This is a genomic window from Megasphaera hutchinsoni, from assembly GCF_001553405.1.
GTDB classification, from domain to species: Bacteria; Bacillota; Negativicutes; order Veillonellales; family Megasphaeraceae; genus Megasphaera; species Megasphaera hutchinsoni.
The window spans coordinates 58310-76247 of record NZ_KQ960955.1 but is presented as its reverse complement, the minus strand read 5'-3'; the positions used below and the strand labels follow the sequence as shown (position 1 = coordinate 76247).

17 protein-coding genes and 1 tRNA gene are annotated in these 17938 nt (G+C 37.2%); 15 read left to right on the top strand and 3 right to left on the bottom strand.

Annotated elements, in window-relative coordinates; genetic code table 11:
- The first annotated feature begins 5 nt into the window (after positions 1-5).
- From HMPREF3182_RS06930 to HMPREF3182_RS06910, 5 genes are all read left to right on the top strand, one after another.
- Entirely contained in the window at positions 6-1130 is a 1125-nt protein-coding gene (locus HMPREF3182_RS06930; protein WP_062486512.1) for a 1-propanol dehydrogenase PduQ, read from the top strand.
- Positions 1131-1351: 221 nt separating this feature from the next.
- A complete protein-coding gene (locus HMPREF3182_RS06925) occupies positions 1352-1903 on the top strand; it encodes a phosphoribosyltransferase family protein (RefSeq protein WP_062486650.1) in 552 nt (183 codons plus the stop codon).
- A gap of 158 nt (positions 1904-2061) precedes the next feature.
- Complete coding sequence (gene add, locus HMPREF3182_RS06920; RefSeq protein ID WP_062486509.1) at positions 2062-3084, top strand: adenosine deaminase; 1023 nt, start codon at positions 2062-2064, stop codon at positions 3082-3084.
- A gap of 15 nt (positions 3085-3099) precedes the next feature.
- Positions 3100-4437: an NCS2 family permease gene (locus HMPREF3182_RS06915; RefSeq protein WP_007393273.1), complete on the top strand. Its 1338-nt coding sequence runs from the start codon at positions 3100-3102 to the stop codon at positions 4435-4437.
- Positions 4438-4447: 10 nt separating this feature from the next.
- On the top strand, positions 4448-6232 hold the full coding sequence (locus HMPREF3182_RS06910) for an adenine deaminase C-terminal domain-containing protein (protein ID WP_062486504.1): 1785 nt from the start codon (positions 4448-4450) through the stop codon (positions 6230-6232).
- Positions 6233-6285: 53 nt separating this feature from the next.
- Here the strand turns inward: HMPREF3182_RS06910 and HMPREF3182_RS06905 are convergent, their stop codons facing one another.
- The 3 genes from HMPREF3182_RS06905 to HMPREF3182_RS06895 form a co-directional block, all read right to left on the bottom strand.
- Entirely contained in the window at positions 6286-6924 is a 639-nt protein-coding gene (locus tag HMPREF3182_RS06905) for an ABC transporter permease (RefSeq protein WP_235808667.1), read from the bottom strand.
- 163 nt (positions 6925-7087) lie between these two features.
- Positions 7088-7723 carry an ABC transporter ATP-binding protein gene (locus HMPREF3182_RS06900; protein ID WP_062486501.1) on the bottom strand — a complete coding sequence of 212 codons (636 nt, stop codon included), beginning with the start codon at positions 7721-7723 and terminating at the stop codon, positions 7088-7090.
- 1 nt (position 7724) lies between these two features.
- On the bottom strand, positions 7725-8678 hold the full coding sequence (locus HMPREF3182_RS06895) for an ABC transporter substrate-binding protein (protein WP_062486498.1): 954 nt from the start codon (positions 8676-8678) through the stop codon (positions 7725-7727).
- A gap of 275 nt (positions 8679-8953) precedes the next feature.
- Between HMPREF3182_RS06895 and HMPREF3182_RS06890 the strand changes: the two genes are divergently transcribed.
- The 10 genes from HMPREF3182_RS06890 (at position 8954) to ahpC (ending at position 17922) form a co-directional block, all read left to right on the top strand.
- The gene (locus tag HMPREF3182_RS06890; protein ID WP_062486495.1) at positions 8954-10207 is read left to right on the top strand and encodes an aminotransferase class I/II-fold pyridoxal phosphate-dependent enzyme; all 1254 of its coding nucleotides are present in this window, start codon (positions 8954-8956) and stop codon (positions 10205-10207) included.
- An 89-nt stretch (positions 10208-10296) separates the two neighbouring features.
- Positions 10297-11097: a pyrroline-5-carboxylate reductase gene (gene proC / locus HMPREF3182_RS06885; RefSeq protein WP_007393281.1), complete on the top strand. Its 801-nt coding sequence runs from the start codon at positions 10297-10299 to the stop codon at positions 11095-11097.
- 379 nt (positions 11098-11476) lie between these two features.
- A complete protein-coding gene (locus HMPREF3182_RS06880) occupies positions 11477-12895 on the top strand; it encodes an FAD-binding oxidoreductase (protein ID WP_007393266.1) in 1419 nt (472 codons plus the stop codon).
- A gap of 139 nt (positions 12896-13034) precedes the next feature.
- Positions 13035-13111, top strand: a tRNA-Ile gene (locus HMPREF3182_RS06875).
- Between the two features lie 109 nt (positions 13112-13220).
- A complete protein-coding gene (gene deoC, locus HMPREF3182_RS06870) occupies positions 13221-13988 on the top strand; it encodes a deoxyribose-phosphate aldolase (RefSeq protein ID WP_007393285.1) in 768 nt (255 codons plus the stop codon).
- Positions 13989-14129: 141 nt separating this feature from the next.
- Positions 14130-15080 (top strand): MBL fold metallo-hydrolase, encoded by a 951-nt coding sequence (locus HMPREF3182_RS06865; RefSeq protein WP_062486492.1) that lies wholly within the window; start codon positions 14130-14132, stop codon positions 15078-15080.
- Positions 15067-16155 carry a S1C family serine protease gene (locus HMPREF3182_RS06860; protein ID WP_007393289.1) on the top strand — a complete coding sequence of 363 codons (1089 nt, stop codon included), beginning with the start codon at positions 15067-15069 and terminating at the stop codon, positions 16153-16155. Before HMPREF3182_RS06865 ends, HMPREF3182_RS06860 begins: the two co-directional genes overlap by 14 nt.
- A gap of 2 nt (positions 16156-16157) precedes the next feature.
- Positions 16158-16637 (top strand): 23S rRNA (pseudouridine(1915)-N(3))-methyltransferase RlmH, encoded by a 480-nt coding sequence (gene rlmH / locus HMPREF3182_RS06855; RefSeq protein ID WP_007393290.1) that lies wholly within the window; start codon positions 16158-16160, stop codon positions 16635-16637.
- Between the two features lie 82 nt (positions 16638-16719).
- Positions 16720-17190, top strand: a complete 471-nt coding sequence (locus HMPREF3182_RS06850) for a CBS domain-containing protein (RefSeq protein WP_007393288.1) — start codon at positions 16720-16722, stop codon at positions 17188-17190.
- 168 nt (positions 17191-17358) lie between these two features.
- On the top strand, positions 17359-17922 hold the full coding sequence (gene ahpC, locus HMPREF3182_RS06845; protein WP_007393276.1) for an alkyl hydroperoxide reductase subunit C: 564 nt from the start codon (positions 17359-17361) through the stop codon (positions 17920-17922).
- Positions 17923-17938 lie beyond the last annotated feature (16 nt).

The window sequence follows — 17938 nt, the reverse complement described above, 5'->3', positions numbered from 1 at the left end:
GTGTTGTGGTTACGTGCCAAATTTTAACAAAGGTAATTTCGGGAAGCGATTCGTTAATGTCATTGCAAGTATATCGTCAGGAACGAATTTTAATTGTTTGCGATGATTTTCTTAAAAAGAATGGGATGGTTGATTTTGTGCTCCATCAACTTGAACAGTCAAATAAAGTAGTGATTTTTTCTGGAGTGCAACCAGATCCATCCCTGTCTATTGTTGCAAAGGTTTTAGTGGAAATACTTCGATTACAGCCCACGATTATTATTGGCTTTGGCGGTGGTTCATCAATAGATACTGTAAAAGGAGCCATATATTTTGCTTTACATAGTAAGATAATAGGTCAAAAACCTTCGTTTATTGCTATTCCTACGACAAGTGGTACGGGATCTGAAATGACTTCTTTTGCGGTTATTTCTGACTCGGAGGAACAGCGAAAAATTGCTATTATTGAAAATTCGATGTATGCAGATATCGCTATTTTAGATCCACATCTAACGCTTTCAGTACCACCAAGTATTACGGCAAATACGGGTTTTGATGTTTTAACACATGCATTAGAAGCATATGTAGCAAAGGCTAGTACTTCTTTTACAGAAGGACTAGCTTATAAGGTAATTGATTTGGTTATGAAGTATTTTATTACATCTTATCAGGATGGCAATAATATGTTAGCTCGTGAAAAAATGGCAGAAGCGTCTAATATGGCGGGAATTGCATTTAATATGGCGGGATTAGGCGTTGTACATAGTATGGCACATCAATTAGGAAGCGTTTTTCATATTCCTCATGGGATGGCTTGTGCTATCGCCTTGCCCATAGGTATTCAATTTAATAGTAAACATGGTGGTACAGCTGAAAAATATGCTGAGATAGTATATCAACTAGGATTGGCACCGCGTACGATGAAAACGATCGATGCCGTGCAAGTGTTATGTTCTACTATTTGCCAATTAAGAGAAAAAACGGGGGTTGTTCCAGGGATTAGTGCTATATCCAATTGTATTACCTTAGAAGGGTATTTGAAGGAAATACCACAAATGATAGAACATGCATTACAAGATAGTTGTTTGCCTGGAAATCCGATTCCCGTACAAGCTACTGATTTTGCGGATTTATTCCATTGGGCTTATTAATACTTTTTGGATATAAAGCCTTGATACTTGAAATAAAGGGTATCAAGGCTTTATTGTTATTATGTATTTGGGGAAAATTTTTTTCTATAAATAGAATCTAAATTTTTTATTCTTAAAGATATGAATGAAGTATATAGATATTATTCATACATTATAGTATAATAAAAATAGATTTTTCTGCGTTTATTATAAGCGTAAATAGAATATGGAGTGACTAAATGATGGAGCCAAGATGGTACGAATTGAAAGTAGCAGGACTTACACGAAAATTACAGATATTAAACATATCTGATACGATGGCAATTGCTAGTTTTGTTATTTTAGGAGATGTAGAATTAGTTGACAAGACAGCAAACGCATTGGTACAAAAAGTACCTAAAGATATAGATTATATTTTGACTGCGGAAACAAAAGGTATTCCATTAGCGGCAGAAATGGCAAAACAGTTAGGTCATAAACGGTATTTTGTGGCTCGTAAGTCTATTAAGGCGTATATGGATAATCCGATTAGTGTTGAAGACAATTCCATTACTACGAAAGGTAAACAAAAATTATATTTATCGAATAGTGATGTTCAGACGATTAAGGGAAAGCGCATTTTATTAGTCGATGATGTAATTAGTAGTGGAGGTTCGATGAGGGCGTTATGTGAATTAATGAATAAAGCTGGTGCAAAGGTAGTTGGTCAAGCAGCCATTTTAGCAGAAGGGGAAGCTGTGAATCGAGAAGATATTATTTATTTAGAACGGTTACCCTTATTTAATGCGAAATGATTCTTGACAGTTTTTTTTTCGTTGCGTATAATAATTTAGTAATTGAATAGTGGGATTCCAGTGGCGCTGGAAATCCTTGAAAAAGGGAAAGCTGTTGTACGCTGGTAGCGTAGAACGGCTTTGTTTTTTTTAGATGATAGGTCTATAGGAGGCGTTATATGACAAATATTATTACTAAAGCATTTGTACAGGGATTACCTAAAGCGGAATTGCATTTGCACATAGAAGGAACGTTAGAGCCTGAATTGAAATTGCGATTGGCACAGAAAAACGGTGTTGATATAGGGCAAAATACGATTGAAGAAGTTCGTGCTTCTTATCAATATGATGATTTGGCTTCTTTCTTAGCGGTATATTATCCAGCGATGCAAGTATTACGCACAGAAGAGGATTTTTATGAATTAGCGATGGCTTATATTGATAAAGCAGTGGAAAATTCGGTGCGGCATGCGGAAATTTTCTTTGATCCGCAAGCACATATGAGTCGTGGTGTCAGTTTTTCTACAGTTATTAATGGATTATATCAAGCGATCATAGATGGACGAGCAAAACATGTTGATGCACAGTTGATTATGTGTTTTTTACGAGATTGGTCGCGCTTATCAGCGTATGAAACATGGCAGGCATCTTTGCCGTATAGAGATCGAATAATTGGCATTGGCTTGGATTCGGATGAACATAATAATCCGCCTCTTAAATTTTATCCTCAATTTGTTGAGGCAGAGCAGCAAGGGTTATATTTGACGGCTCATGCCGATATTGATCAAAAAGATTCGATATCGCATATTCGTGAATTAATAGAAGTGATTGGGGTATCGCGGATAGATCATGGCACAAATATAGTAGAAGATATGGATTTAGTGGAATATGCAGCGAAACATCATATTGGTTTTACAACTTGTCCGCTGTCAAATACATTTGTCCGCCCCGACATGAAGGGAAAAGAAGTGCTTACCTTATTGGAACACGGCGTCAAGGTTTCTCCACATTCTGATGATCCTGCTTATTTTGGAGGATATATTAGTGATAATTATTATGCTTTAGCGACACAATATAATTTGACACAGGAACAAGTAGTTCAATTAGCTAAAAATTCCTTTGCGGTTGCTTGGATTAGCGAAAAGCAAAAGGCGATTTATATGGAAGAAATTGATGCTTATGTTAAAGCATATAATAAATAATACGAGGTGATAAATATGAATCAACAATCTAATCAAGGTGTGTTAGAACGGTGGTTCCATTTATCGGAGAACCATACTACGGTTAAACGTGAGTGCCTAGCCGGCCTAACTGTTTTTGTCTCAATGGCCTATATTTTATTTGTTAATCCTAGTATTTTAGGCGCAGCGGGGATGGATAAGGGTGCTGTATTTACGGCAACAGCTATATCGGCAATTGCTGGTTGTTTATTGATGGGGATTTTAGCGAATTATCCTATCGGCATTGCTCCTGGTTTAGGTGATAATGCATTTTTTTCGTATTCCGTTGTGTTAGCAATGGGGATTCCTTGGCAAGATGCGATGGCAGGCGTGTTTGTTGCCTCTGTTTTATTTACGTTGGTATCGGTATTTAAATTACGGGAAATTATCATTGATGCGATTCCTCAAGATTTGAAATATGCGATGGCAGCAGGTATTGGTATTTTTATTTCTTTTGTAGGTCTTTCGGGTGGCGGACTAGTTGTATCTGATCCAGATGCATTGGTGGCGATTGGTTCTTTTTCGGTTCCGACTACGTGGTTGACTATTTTTGGGGTATTTGTTACGGCTGTTATGATGGCTAAAAAAATTCCAGGATCATTGTTTTATGGTATTGTTTTAACTGCGGCGGCAGGACTTATCACAGGTATTATTGCACCACCGGATCGTATTATTTCGATGGCCCCCAGTCTAACTCCTACGTTGGGTGTAAGTATTAAATATATTCCTGCCATTTTAGGAGATTTTCGTATGTGGGCGGTTGTAGTTGTATTTTTCTTGGTGGCCTTTTTTGATACGGCGGGTACGTTAATAGGATTAGCACAACAAGCTGGATTTATTCATGAGGGAAAAATGCCTAGAATTGGCAAGGCCTTGATGGCAGATTCCTTTTCTATGTTAGGCGGTGCTATTTTAGGTACGACTCCTACTTCGGCTTATGTGGAATCATCCGCAGGGATTGCTATGGGTGCACGTACGGGTTTGACGGCGGTAGTAGTGGCTATCTTATTTGCTTTTAGCATGGTTTTTTCTCCATTATTAGCGGTGGTTACGGCACAAGTTACGGCACCAGCTTTAATTATTGTTGGCGTATTGATGGCATCTTCTTTACGTGAAATTCATTGGGAACAATTTGAAGTAGCCTTCCCTTGTTTTATGATTATTGTTGGTATGCCGTTGACATTTAATATTTCTTACGGTATTGCTTTTGGCTTTTTGTTTTATCCGCTGTTAATGCTTGCGGTTGGACGAAAGAAAGAGTTAAATTGGTTAGTTTGGCTATTATTCATATTATTTTTATTATTGTTATATACATTGACATTATTGAAGGCATAAGGAGTTACTCATGATAACAACAGAATTGCTAGCTGAGTATATTGCCGCAGGTGCAGCTGAAATAAAAGCAGATGTGGCTCTTCTCGGCGGAACACTCATGAATGTTCATACGGGTGAGTATTATTTAGCAGATATTGCTATATATAAAGAAAAGATTGTTGCCGTTGAACCAGATATAAGCGAGTATATGGGCGAACATACGCGGTGTATTGATTGTAAGGGAAAATATATTGTACCAGGACTTATTGATTGCCATATCCATGTAGAATGCAGTAAAATGAGTATGACTCGTTTTGCACAAGCTGTTTTACCACATGGTACAACGAGTATTGTAAGTGGATTAGATGAATATATATCGGTTTTAGGTTTAGATGGATTGCAAGAAATTTTTCAGGAAATTGATGCATCACCATTAAAAGTGTTTTGGGGTCTTCCTTATAAGACGCCGTATACAATTCCAACTTCGACAGTTGCTTATTCCGTGACGGCAAAGGATCATGAAAAATATCAAAAAGATCCGCGTTGTTTTGGTGTTTGGGAATTAGTGCGTGAAGCAGTGCAAACTAGAGATGAAGATACCCTTGCCGCATTGGTGGCTGCTATGAAACAGCATAAACCTATCTTTGGATGCAGTCCGTTGGCCCGAGGAAAAGATCTTAATCAATATTTGATGAGTGGTGTACGTGTGGATCATGAAAGTTATGATCATGAAGAGTTATTGGAAAAAGCACGTAAAGGCATACACACAATTATTCGAGAATCGGCAGTTACTAAATTTTTAAAAGAAAATATTCGTGCTATTACCGAGGGTGCTGCTGGAGTGGCACGACATACGAGTTTTTGTTCTGATGATGTGCACGCACGAGGAATATTAGAATATGGGCATATGGACCATTTGGTACGGTTGGCTATACAAGCTGGCGTAGCACCAATGACGGCGGTACAAATGGCAACGATTAATGCGGCACAAGCATATCATATTGATGACCGTGTAGGCACGATTGCACCAGGAAAAGAAGCGGATATTATTTTGGTAGATGAGCCAGGAACATTTCATGTAGAAACAGTACTTAGCAAAGGTCGTATTGTTGTTGAAAAAGGAGTTTCGCAGATTGAGTATATACCACCGAAGCGCACTACTACTTTGGTGAATACTGTTTCTCATGCACCTGTACAAGCTGACGACTTTGCTTATCATGTAGATATTGCTAATGGTATAGCTACTATTGAAGCAATACATAGCGTAGGTCCTTTTATGCGGAAACGGCGTGATGTAGAATTGGTGGTTAAGGATGGCGTGATACAGGTAGATGCACAAAAAGATGTAGCGTATGTATCGGTAATGGAACGGTATGGAAAAAATGGTAATATTTCTAAAGGATTTATTTCGGGATGGGAGTTAACTTGTGGTGCTATTGCTACTACGGCTTCACCTGATGATAATAATTTAGTTGTGGCGGGGATGAATCATGAAGACATGGCATTAGCAGCAAACACGCTAATACAAGCAGGCGGTGGTCAAGTGATAGTCGTAGATGGAGAAGTACTTTCTTTCTTGCCATTACCTATAGCTGGCATTGTATCTGATTTGGAACCGGAAGATTTAGCACAAAAAGAACGTGAATTGGATCAGATGACGAAACGTTTGGGTAGTACGTTACCAGATCCAATGTTTTATTTGTCATTTTTACCGATTACGGCAATTCCTGATTTAGCTATTACGGATGGCGGCAATGTGGATTATACGAAACTTTCATATTTTGATCCTGTGTTATCCTTAAAACAAGCTAAATAAAAAAATCTATATAGCCATAAGACAACCCTCACATATGATGTGTGAGGGTTGTCTTATGGGTTATTTTTTTGTTGATGTTTCCATGGACAAAGATATATTTCTAGTTGGTCTAGTGTGATATATAAAGATAAGCCAATGAGCCCTAAGGTAATAATAGCAGCATACATTTCTTCATAATTGTGAATTTCCATGGCATTCATAATAAAATAACCGAGACCTTTATCGGAGGCAAACGTTTCGGTAATGAATAATAAGGCTAATGCAATGCCTAAACCTGTTCGTAATGAAGTTAAAATGGGGGATAGTGAAGCGGGCCATAATAGATGGCGAACGAGTTGCAGTGGAGTAGCACCGAAAGAACGTAAAATATCTATTTGAAAAGGGTCGATAGAACGAACCGCATCACGAATGATAACAGTTAAGTGAAAAAATAAAGTAAAAGAAATCAGAAAAATTTTTGTGGCATTGCCGATACCTAAAGCCAGCATGATTAGAGGTAGAAATATGACTTTGGGTATAGAATAAAAGAGGTATAGAAATGGCGAAAGTAGTTGGTTCCCGCGATGACTGAAACCGCTCCACATGCCAAGGGGAATAGAAAATATAAAAGCGATAGCAATACCTAATAATAAGCGGTACATACTAGCAAAGATATGAGGTTGTAATAAAGGAGAAGACCAAAGCTGTAACACCTGTATACCCACGTTGTAGGGAGTTGGTAAAAGGGGGGTGTTTAAATAAAGGCTACTGATGTGCCATAGGGTGAGTAGTATACATAGAGTTACGATATAGGGGATAAGAGATTTACATCGTTTGTGAAAGGCAGGATGTTGTAAATCTGAATAATAAGGCATTTTAATATGCTCCTTTGGAAGTTAAATCAATTATTTTTTTGCCGAATAAAGTGGCATCGTTATGATCATGTGTAACGAGTATGAGTGTAGCTTGTGTAGTGGATATATAGTGCTTTATTTCTTGCCGACAGATGCAAGCTGTCGTTTCATCTAATGCACTAAAAGGTTCGTCTAGTAATAATAAGGTAGGCGTACTTATTAAACTACGTACGATAGCGACACGCTGTTGTTGGCCACCAGATAATTCATGTGGATAGAATGCACTTAAATCGGCTAGGCCAAGAGCATGGTATAAGGGTATGGAATCTAAAGGGACATTTCCTTGCCCCTTTAATTGGAGGGGAAGTAAAATGTTTTCTCGTACAGTTTTCCATGGTAATAATCCATATTGCTGGAATACGATACTTATATCCGGATGAGGGTGTAGAAGAGGTTTATCTTTAAAATAAATAGTTCCTGTTTGGGGTATATATAATCCACACATTAATCGTAGTAAGGTTGTTTTTCCACAGCCAGACGCACCCATAATACTTAGATGCTCTTGTGGTTGTACCGTCAAATTGAAATGGTTGAAAATAGGCGTAGTACAATTAGGATATTGCCAACGTATATTTTGTAGTGAAAGGAGAGCATTCATATTAGGATACCTTTACCATTTCTTCATATGTATAAGGTGTTGGCAATAATTTCTTTGCTACCATCCAACGCATTACTTGCTGGACCTCCTGTGGAGATGGCAAGGCATGAGGCGTAAAGGAAGGAGGATTATATGTATTGCTTATATCTTTAGGAATCCCCGCTTTTTGTAAGGCTAAGGTGCGATAGGCTGTTGGATTTTCATTGATGTGTGTAATGGCTAGATGATATGCCGAAAGAAAACGGGATATTTCATTGGCATGTTGGGTTAGAATATTTTTTTTCATAATGATAACGGATTGAGAGTAATTTCCCTTTAATTTTGTATCGTCAATGACAATATGAGCCCCTTTTTGAACGGCATATGATGCTAATGGATCTGGTAAAATAGCAGCTTTTACATCTTTTCCTGCAAGTACGGCATCAACACGCAGTGAAAGATTGGGCAATTGAATGGTTTTGATTTTTGTTGAATCAAGATGCAACTCTTCTTCGTATTGATTGAGTAAATATTCCATCATAGTATTATGAGCAATTGCTACATTTCCTTTGTATAGATCAGTCGGTGTTTGTATGGTGCTATTGGGAGAACTTACAATTAGAAAACGGCCTTCTTTAGGGGTTGCACCTAGTGCCGTAGCAATGATACGAACGTCAGTACCACCTTTTTTTAAGAGACTAGTTACAATCATATCGGTCATCATGCCATCAAGGGCACCGGATTCCATAGCTTTACGCTGATCAAGTGCACTGTTAAATTCAACGATTTGAATAGGAACACCCATTTCTTTAAATAGATTTTCGTGTTCAGCCACATATAAGGGAAGACTATCATGTACACGAAGTACACCGATTTTGTATGTGGTTGTAGGTGATGAAGGGGTAGGGCGACAGCCTGTAAGGATGAATAAACAAGAAAAAATGATACAGAATAAGAGGTAGATTAATTTTTTCATATAAAACTCCTTTATGTTTCATTAAAATTAATAGTATATTCTTATTATAATCAACTGCATGATGAATTTGAATTATTATTAATATGAAATATATTTATAAATAGACAAGCAAGAATAAAATTATTTTTGTAGGAAAATTTTTTGACAAGCAAGAAAAATTTTAATAGTATAGTAATAATAAACATATCAGGATATAAATGAAAATAATTTAGACAAAAATAGTATTACTGATAAGGATAAATTGATTATTTATAAATTAAAGGAGTGTGATTGACGTGGTCAAAAGTATAGCGGCAGCACATGCACGGGGAAAATATGCGGAGGATAGGATTTTTGGAGCGAATAACCGTGCTACTGCGTTGGCAGATGAGATTGGGGTAGATCGGGTCATTAATGGTACGGTAGGTGCTATTTTAGATGAGCAGGGGCAATTAGTTATGTTAGATGTAGTGCAACAGGCGTATAAAGCACTTACACCACGCGAGATTGTGGCATATGCACCTATTCAAGGGTATTCTGAATACTTGGAAGATGTTATAACTCAATGCTTTGGTAATGCTAAGCCGGAGGGATATATTCGTGCTTGTGCAACTTCGGGTGGTTCAGGGGCATTACATCACGTTATTCACAATTATTCGCAATGGGGCGATGAAATTATCGCAAGTGATTGGCATTGGGGCGCTTATGATTCTATGTGTCGGGACAATAATCGCTCATTACGTTGTTTTGAGTTGATTGATGAGCAAGGATTATTTTATTTTGAAGACTTTCAAAAGCAGGTACAAGTAGTTAGTGAAAAGCAGGAAAATATTGTTATTATTATGAATTCACCGGCTAATAATCCAACTGGGTTTTCTCTTACCGCTGAAGATTGGGATAAGGTACTGGCCTTTTTAGGTGAGATGACTCGCCCCCCTTATACTAAAAACATTATTTTAGTTCCAGATGTAGCATATTTAGATTATAGCGGTGAGAAAGATGAATGTCGTAAATTTTTTACTAAATTTAGTCGTCTACCCGAACGATTACTCGTAGTTGTTGCGTATACATGTAGTAAAGGTTTTACCCTGTATGGACAACGGATTGGGGCGATGATTTGCGTTACTCCGAATAAAGACATTGCTGATGAATTTGTGGCTATTAATCAATATAGTAGTCGGGCTACTTGGTCTAATTCAAATTCTGCCGCGATGAAGGTAATGAGTGCGATTTGTCGAGATCCTAAAAAATTAAAGGCATTAGAAGCACAACGGCAGGTATATTTAGAATTAATTCGTGAACGGGCACATATATTTATTACGGAAGCGGATGCTTGTGGGCTTTCTTATGTGCCGTATGTTGCAGGATTTTTTATCACCTTACCAATGTCAAATGCACAAGCTGTTTGTGATGTCTTAGAAAAGGAACATATATTTTTGGTACCTCTAAAAAAAGGAATACGTGTTGCTGTCTGTTCTGTGTCGAAGAAAAAATTGATGGGGTTAGCGAGAAAAATAAAAGATGCAGCTATGGCGGTAGGGAACGCATAAGGAGAAGAACCTATCGATATATAATATCGGTAGGTTTTTCTTTAGGTAAAAATATGATAAATTTATATAGACAGAAAGGATGATGTATTATGTTTAAAACAATAGGCATATGTGGTGCGGGTAATATGGGAAAAGCGATTATCAAAGGGTTGGTACAGTCGAAAGCAATAGCTCCAGAAAATATATTTGTATATGATATACATACTGATCATACGCAGTTATTAGCAGACCAATTGGGAATTCAAGCAGTAAATACACCAGCTCAATTAGCCTCGCATGTACAAGCCTTAATTATGGCAGTAAAACCACCGATAATACCGCATGTTATGACAGCGTTACGGAAAGCTGTCTTGGTTGATACGGTTATTATTTCTATTGCTGCAGGGGTTACATTGGCTCAATTAATGAAAGGATTTGAGGAAAAAACAAAGATTATTCGTGTCATGCCTAATACGCCGGCGATGGTAGGTGAAGGGATGGCGGCATTAGCTATTAATCAGTATATTACGGCAGAAGAACAAGACAATGCTTTAGCTATTTTTAGAAGTTTTGGTAAGGCCGAAATTGTAAAAGAAGAATTAATAGATGCTGTATGTGGTGTTAGCGGTAGTGGTCCAGCTTATGTGTATATGTTTATTGAAGCCTTAGCTGATGGGGCTGTGCATGAAGGTATGTCGAGGAATTTAGCATATACTTTTGCCGCACAGACGGTATTTGGTGCGGCTAAAATGGTACTTGAAACAGGAATGCATCCAGGCGTATTAAAAGATCAGGTTTGCTCTCCTGGTGGTACGACAATTGCAGCTGTTAAGTCATTGGAAACAAATGGTTTTCGTTCTGCGGCGATGGAAGCGGTTATTGTGGCGTCAGAAAAGAATAAAACGCTATAGTATACTATAATTGATTGGCCATTTTTAAATTAAAAGGGAAAAAATAAAAAACAGTATATTTTATTTTTTATTGAAAAACGAAATATATTGAAATATTTTATTTAGGGTTACGAATATTTTGTAAAACAATAAAGCGGCATAACTAAATGTCATAGAAGTGAATTTTTTAATACAAATAACATATGAATGAAATGTCATAATGTAATTTACATGTTCTATTTAATAAGGTATAATAAAACGCGAAGGCAAGGGGAAGATGATCCATAATACGTATTATCGTATATAATCATCTCACGCTGTCTGAACTAATATATAGTGTTATGTATCGATATAAGCTAGTCATATGTATCAACAAAATTTATTATTGGAGGGATTCACTATGGCAAAAGGCACAGTATCACCTGAAATTATTGAACAACTTAAACAAATTGTTGGCGAAAAGTATGTATATACGGATAAAGAAAAATTGGAGCCGTATTCTCATGACGAAGTAACAGATCCACATTACATGAAAGAAGCACAAGTAGTAGTTCTTCCTGCTACAACGGAAGAAGTTTCTAAGGTTGTAAAATTATGCTATGACAATGACATTATCATGGTTCCACGTGCTGCTGGTACGGGTTTAGCAGCAGGCGCAGTTGCTATTTATGGCGGTGTTATTATTTCGATTGAACGTATGAATAAAATTTTGGAAATTGACACCCAAAACATGGTATGCGTTTGCGAACCAGGTGTTACAACATCTGTATTACAAGAAGAAGTTAAAAAAATCGGTCTCTTCTACGCAGGCGACCCCTGCAGTGGGGATTCTTGCTTTATCGGCGGTAACGTAGCTACTAATGCTGGCGGTAACCGTGCTGTAAAATATGGTGTAACACGTGAACAGGTTATGGGTCTCGAAGTTGTTACTCCGACTGGTGAAGTTGTTATGTTAGGCGGTAAATTCCGTAAAAATGCAACTGGCTATATGTTGATGCATTTATATATTGGTTCAGAAGGTACGTTAGGTATTGTTACGAAAGTAATCGTTCGCTTAGTAACTTTGCCAAAATATCAAATGGACTTATTAGCTGTATTTGATAACTTAGACGATGCTATTGCATTAACTCCGATTGTTATGAATGCAGGTATTACACCTACTTGTGTAGAATTTATGGATAATGCATCTATTAAACAGGTAGAAATATTCTTGAATGAAAAATTACAACATTCCGACAATGGTAACTATATTATTATTCAGATTTCTGGAGATAGTGAAGATACGTTGGATGAACAATGTGAAATTATTGATGAACTGGCTCGTAAAAATAAGGCATTGGATGTATTGGTGGCAAACCCCGCTATCATTTGGAAATCTCGTAAAGCGTATTTGGAAGCAGACCGTGCTCGTAGCTTAGTATTCTCGATGGAAGATATTGTTGTACCTTTAACAATGATTCCAGAAGCAGTACAACGTATTTCACGGTTGGCTGAAAAATATAACGTAGCAATGCATTGTGCTGGTCACTGCGGCGATGGGAACGTTCATATTGATATCTTGAAAGATGACAAGTCACAAGAAGAATGGAACGAAATGTTGCCTAAGATTCAAGGCGAAATCTATGCAATTGTTGTTGAATACGGTGGACGTCTTTCTGGCGAACACGGGATTGGCTATAAACGTCAAGCTTTGCTTGAAAAATACGGCAATCCTTTGGAATTGCGCTTGATGAAAGCTGTTAAGAAAGCATTGGATCCGAAGAACATTATGAATCCAGGAAAAGTTATTAGCATTAATGACGAAGTTCCAGTAGAATAAGAACTCTTATAAATGTAAAGCGGGCAGGGGATAATTCTTGCTCGCTTTATTTTTATTTGATATAAAATTTATTTTATTAGTTGCCATCTATACTTGACAACAAAATTATATATGTTATACTAAATAAGTCATTAGTCATGGGCCTATAGCTCAGCTGGTTAGAGCGCACGCCTGATAAGCGTGAGGTCGGTGGTTCAAGTCCACCTAGGCCCACCATGAATACCGTCTTTGCATTGCAAAGACGGTATTTTTATGTAATCGTGACTTTTTATCTTCTGTATGATATACTAACAACACTAATGGTTGATTGTCTTGAGGTGATAATATGAATATTATGGCATATATTGAAAGTATGCAGGTTGCAGCAGAAACGATGCCAGGTGATATTAAAAAATTGTGTGAAGAAGCAATTCGCTTTCATTATCGAGGAATTATTGTAAATTCTATGTATACATCTTATGCAAAAAGTTTAATCACATCTCAGCCGATAGAACTTATCGCTACAGTAGGCTATCCGTTAGGTGCAATGGCATTGACGGCTAAAGCAGAAGAATGTGCATATGCTATCTCTCATGGTGCTGATAGCATTGAAATGGTAATTGCAGTTGGTCGTGCGAAGTGTGGCGAATGGGATTATGTTACGGAAGATATGCGGCGGGTGGTAAAAAATGCCGCAGGTCATCCTGTATGTGCTGTTGTAGAAACGGGATTGCTGAATGCATATGAAACTGCACGAGTATGTCGTATGGCTGCTAATGCGGGAATTTCAGCCGTGCGTACGTCTACTCAATTTTCACAGACTGTTCCACAAGTAGATGATGTTTTGTTGTTAAGTAAAGCGAGTGAAGGCAAATTAGCCGTAAAAGTTGGCGGCAAGGTGGATGATTATGAGTTAGCAAAACAACTGATTGATGTTGGGGCAATATGTTTATCTACGATTGAAGGGAAACAGTTAGTTCGGGCTGCGGTGGCTGAGGCAGAAGCTGCAGGATTATATAAAGGATGGGATGAAACGAATCCGTTTGAAAATATGACGGAACAAGAGTTATTTTACTATTTACAGCAGCAACAAGCAGAGGAGAAAAAATCATGACCATAGAAGGTCATGATTTTTTTTTCTTGTATATGATATAATGTAAAAATGTGAGAGCAGACAAAACTAATGTAGGATGATTCAGTAAAATAGAAATATCTATACATTAGTTTTAGTAGGGGACGGAGCAAGGAGGCTTTTATGGAGGATAGTGAATTAGCGTTGCAGCAATTAGCCCAGTGTATACGTGCAAAACGGGAAGAACAAAAAGTACCTGCTATAAAAACGCAGGATACCGGTTTAGAAATATTGGGTGAAGCACAAACAAAGGATTGCTTTGTGGGTATGTTAGCTAGTGGAAGCCAGGGAAATTGTGCGTTTATTCGGTGTGGTAAAACGAAAGTTTTAATTGATGTAGGGATTAGCACACGTAGGATTATTCAGGGGTTGAAACGCTATGGATATACGGTGGATGATATTGATGCAGTATTTTTAACACATGAACACGCTGATCATGTAAAAGGATTAGCCACTTTGCTTAAAAGATCCAAGATGCCCATTTATACTACGGCAGAAACATGGAGTGTATTAGATTCAGCTATTACAACACACCGTAATCGATTTATGCCGCTGATGAAAACAACAGGGGTAAAAGATATTAAGGTAGTTCCTTTTTCTATTTCACATGATGCAATACGACCGGTTGGGTATTCTGTGTATTTTGGCCATACAAAAATTACGTTAGCAACGGATTTAGGCATGTTAACGCCAGTTGTTCAAGACAATGCAGCGTATTCCGATATTTTAATTTTGGAAGCGAATCATGATGAACAAATGGTGAGAAGTGGACCATATCCATATCATTTGCGTCAACGGATATTAGGGCAACAAGGGCATTTATCCAATGGAACAGCTGGACGCTTTTTGAGGGGGATACCGGCACAGGGCTTAATGAAAGTTATTTTAGCACATAGAAGTGAACACAATAATACACCTACATTAGCAATACAAACCATTCGTAAGGTCTTATCACAAGGGGGCAAAGTAATGGGGCAAGATATTGTATTACGATTGGCCAGTCAACATGGTGCTGTTGGTATGAAAGCAGCAGTGGTAAAGAAGGATAGAGGAGATGTATATGATAAAATATAAACGCACTATATTGGCATGTTTAGGTATTCTATTTATTTTCATAGGCAGTATTGGAGGTTTTTATTGGCGTGAGATTTATGATTATAGCACTGCTGGGTCAATAAATAGAAATAGCATCGTAGCGACAGCTGAACAATCTATACAACATAGTAAACAGACGCCTATTGTACAAGCAGTAAAGCAAGTTGAACCGGCTGTTGTAGGGATTACTACTAGAGTATATAATCAAGATCCTTTTGATGGGGCAGTATCGATTCGAGAAGGGGTTGGTTCGGGGATTATTTTTTCTCAAGATGGATATATTGTTACGAATGCACATGTAGTAGGTAGGGCACGTAAAGTAATGGTATCATTGTCTGATGGTAAAACCTATGAGGGGAGAGTTGTGGGGAAAGATACATTGACTGATTTGGCAGTGGTAAAAATTAAGGCGAAACACTTACCCGTGGCTACTTTGGGTGATAGTGATGCTTTGCAGGTTGGAGAAACGGCAATTGCTATTGGTAATCCCTTGGGACTAGAATTTCAAGGAACAGTTACAACGGGGGTGATTAGTTCTGTTCATCGTACAGTTGGCACGTTAGGCGAAACATTTCAATTAATTCAAACTGATGCAGCGATTAATCCGGGTAATTCTGGAGGGGCATTAGTAGATGTAACAGGAAAAGTTATTGGTATTAATAGTGCTAAAATTGCTAAAGAAGGTATTGAAGGACTGGGGTTTGCGATTCCTATAAATGGGGCACGTCCGATTATTCAAGCTTTAATTAAAAATGGTAGAGTACAACGACCTTATTTAGGTTTTATTGGTGTTGATTATGAAATGGCTACGCGTGGTGGGCTACAATTGCCAATAAAAGGGATATTAGTATATCGTACGATCGCACATTCTAGGGATATTCAAGTGGGTGATATTATGACTGCTATAGATGATCAGCGTGTAGACAAGATGAGTCAAGTACAGCGAATTTTACAAAAACATCATATTGGTGAACGTGTTAAAATTACTGTATATCGTGAAGGAACATACTTATCTATGCTAGTTCAATTAGCTGAAATGCCAATACAGGAGTAATTATGAAGTATCATATTATAACGATTGGGAAGATTAAAGAAAAATATATTACGCTAGGTATAGATGAATTTTTAAAGCGCCTAAAACCATATGTTCATGTGACAATGACTTCGTTTTCAGAAGAAAAAATGCCGGATCGCCCTTCTTTGGCTGAACGAGTTAGGATATTAGATAAAGAAGGCGAAAAAATGGTTCGAGCTATTAAAGATAATTCCTATGTGTATGCACTGGATGTACAAGGAGAGCTGATATCTTCTGAACAATTAGCATTGCAATTAGGGGAGCTTACTGTAGGTGGAAATAGTGATTTTACCTTTATTATTGGGGGACCTTTTGGCTTATCTGATAAAGTGAGACAACGTGCAGATAGGTGTATTTCTTTTGGTCGAATAACACTTACCCATCAAATGATTCGACTACTTTTAGTAGAACAATTATATCGAGCTCACAAAATACAGCGGCACGAACCGTATCATTGGTAAAAAATAAAAAGGATTTTTATATAGTTTGGTATAATGTTATTAATAGAGATATATTTTTTAGATAGACAAAGAGGTGGTTATCATGCAAAAACGAACAGCAGCAGACATTATGGAAAAAGTGTTTATTTCGGCTAGTATAGACACAACTGTATTTGATTTAGTTCATTATTTTGTAAAAAGTAAAGTTTCGGCCATTCCTATTGTAGATGAGGACCAAGTGTTGGTAGGTATTGTTACGGATGCAGATTTGTTGTATAAAAAAATAAAGCCTCATGTACCTCATTATGTTAACTTATTAGGTGCTAGCATTTATTATAGCGGAATTAGCAAGTATAATAGAGGATTTAAAAAATTAATGGCTTGTACTGCGGGTGATATGATGACGAAGGATGTTATTATCGCCTCACCTGATGCTGATGTAGAACAATTAGCTGGTGTTATGGTGGCAGAACATTTAAAAGTTATACCTATTGTTAAAGATAAACGCGTCATTGGTATTGTGACACGTTATCATATTTTGGATGAGTTATATAAAGAGTTTGGCGAAGAATAAAAAGATAAAAGAGCACTATAATGTATAAAAGACATTATAGTGCTCTTTTATTACTAAATAAAATAATGAAATGAATAATCATTATTGACAAATAGAAAATACACTGTTATCATAAACGTGTCAGAGATGATATAGTTTTTGACATTTAATATAAAGGAGGTACGTATTATGTCATTAATTAATAAAGAAGTTGCAGATTTTAAAGTACAAGCATATCAAAATGGAGAATTTAAAGAAATTTCTAAAAAAGATATATTAGGAAAATGGTCTGTTTTTGTTTTTTATCCAGCAGATTTTACTTTTGTATGCCCAACTGAATTAGAAGATTTAGCAGGGTTATATAGTAAGTTCCAAGCTATTAATTGTGAAGTATTTAGTGTATCTTGCGATAGCCATTTTGTACATAAAGCATGGCATGAAACATCGACAGCAGTTGGCAAGGTAACGTATCCAATGTTGGGTGATCCTCGTGCAGTATTAGCTAAAGATTTTGAAGTATATATTGAAAGTGAAGGAATGGCAGAACGGGGATCATTTATTGTTAATCCTGAAGGAAAAATTGTTGCTTACGAAGTAAATGCTGGTAGTGTGGGGCGTAACGCAGAAGAATTATTGCGTAAAGTAGAAGCATCTCAATTTGTAGCAGAACACGGCGATCAAGTGTGCCCAGCGAAATGGAAACCAGGTGAAAATACATTGAAACCTAGCTTTGATTTAGTTGGTAAGCTCTAAGAAATGGAGCGATTGT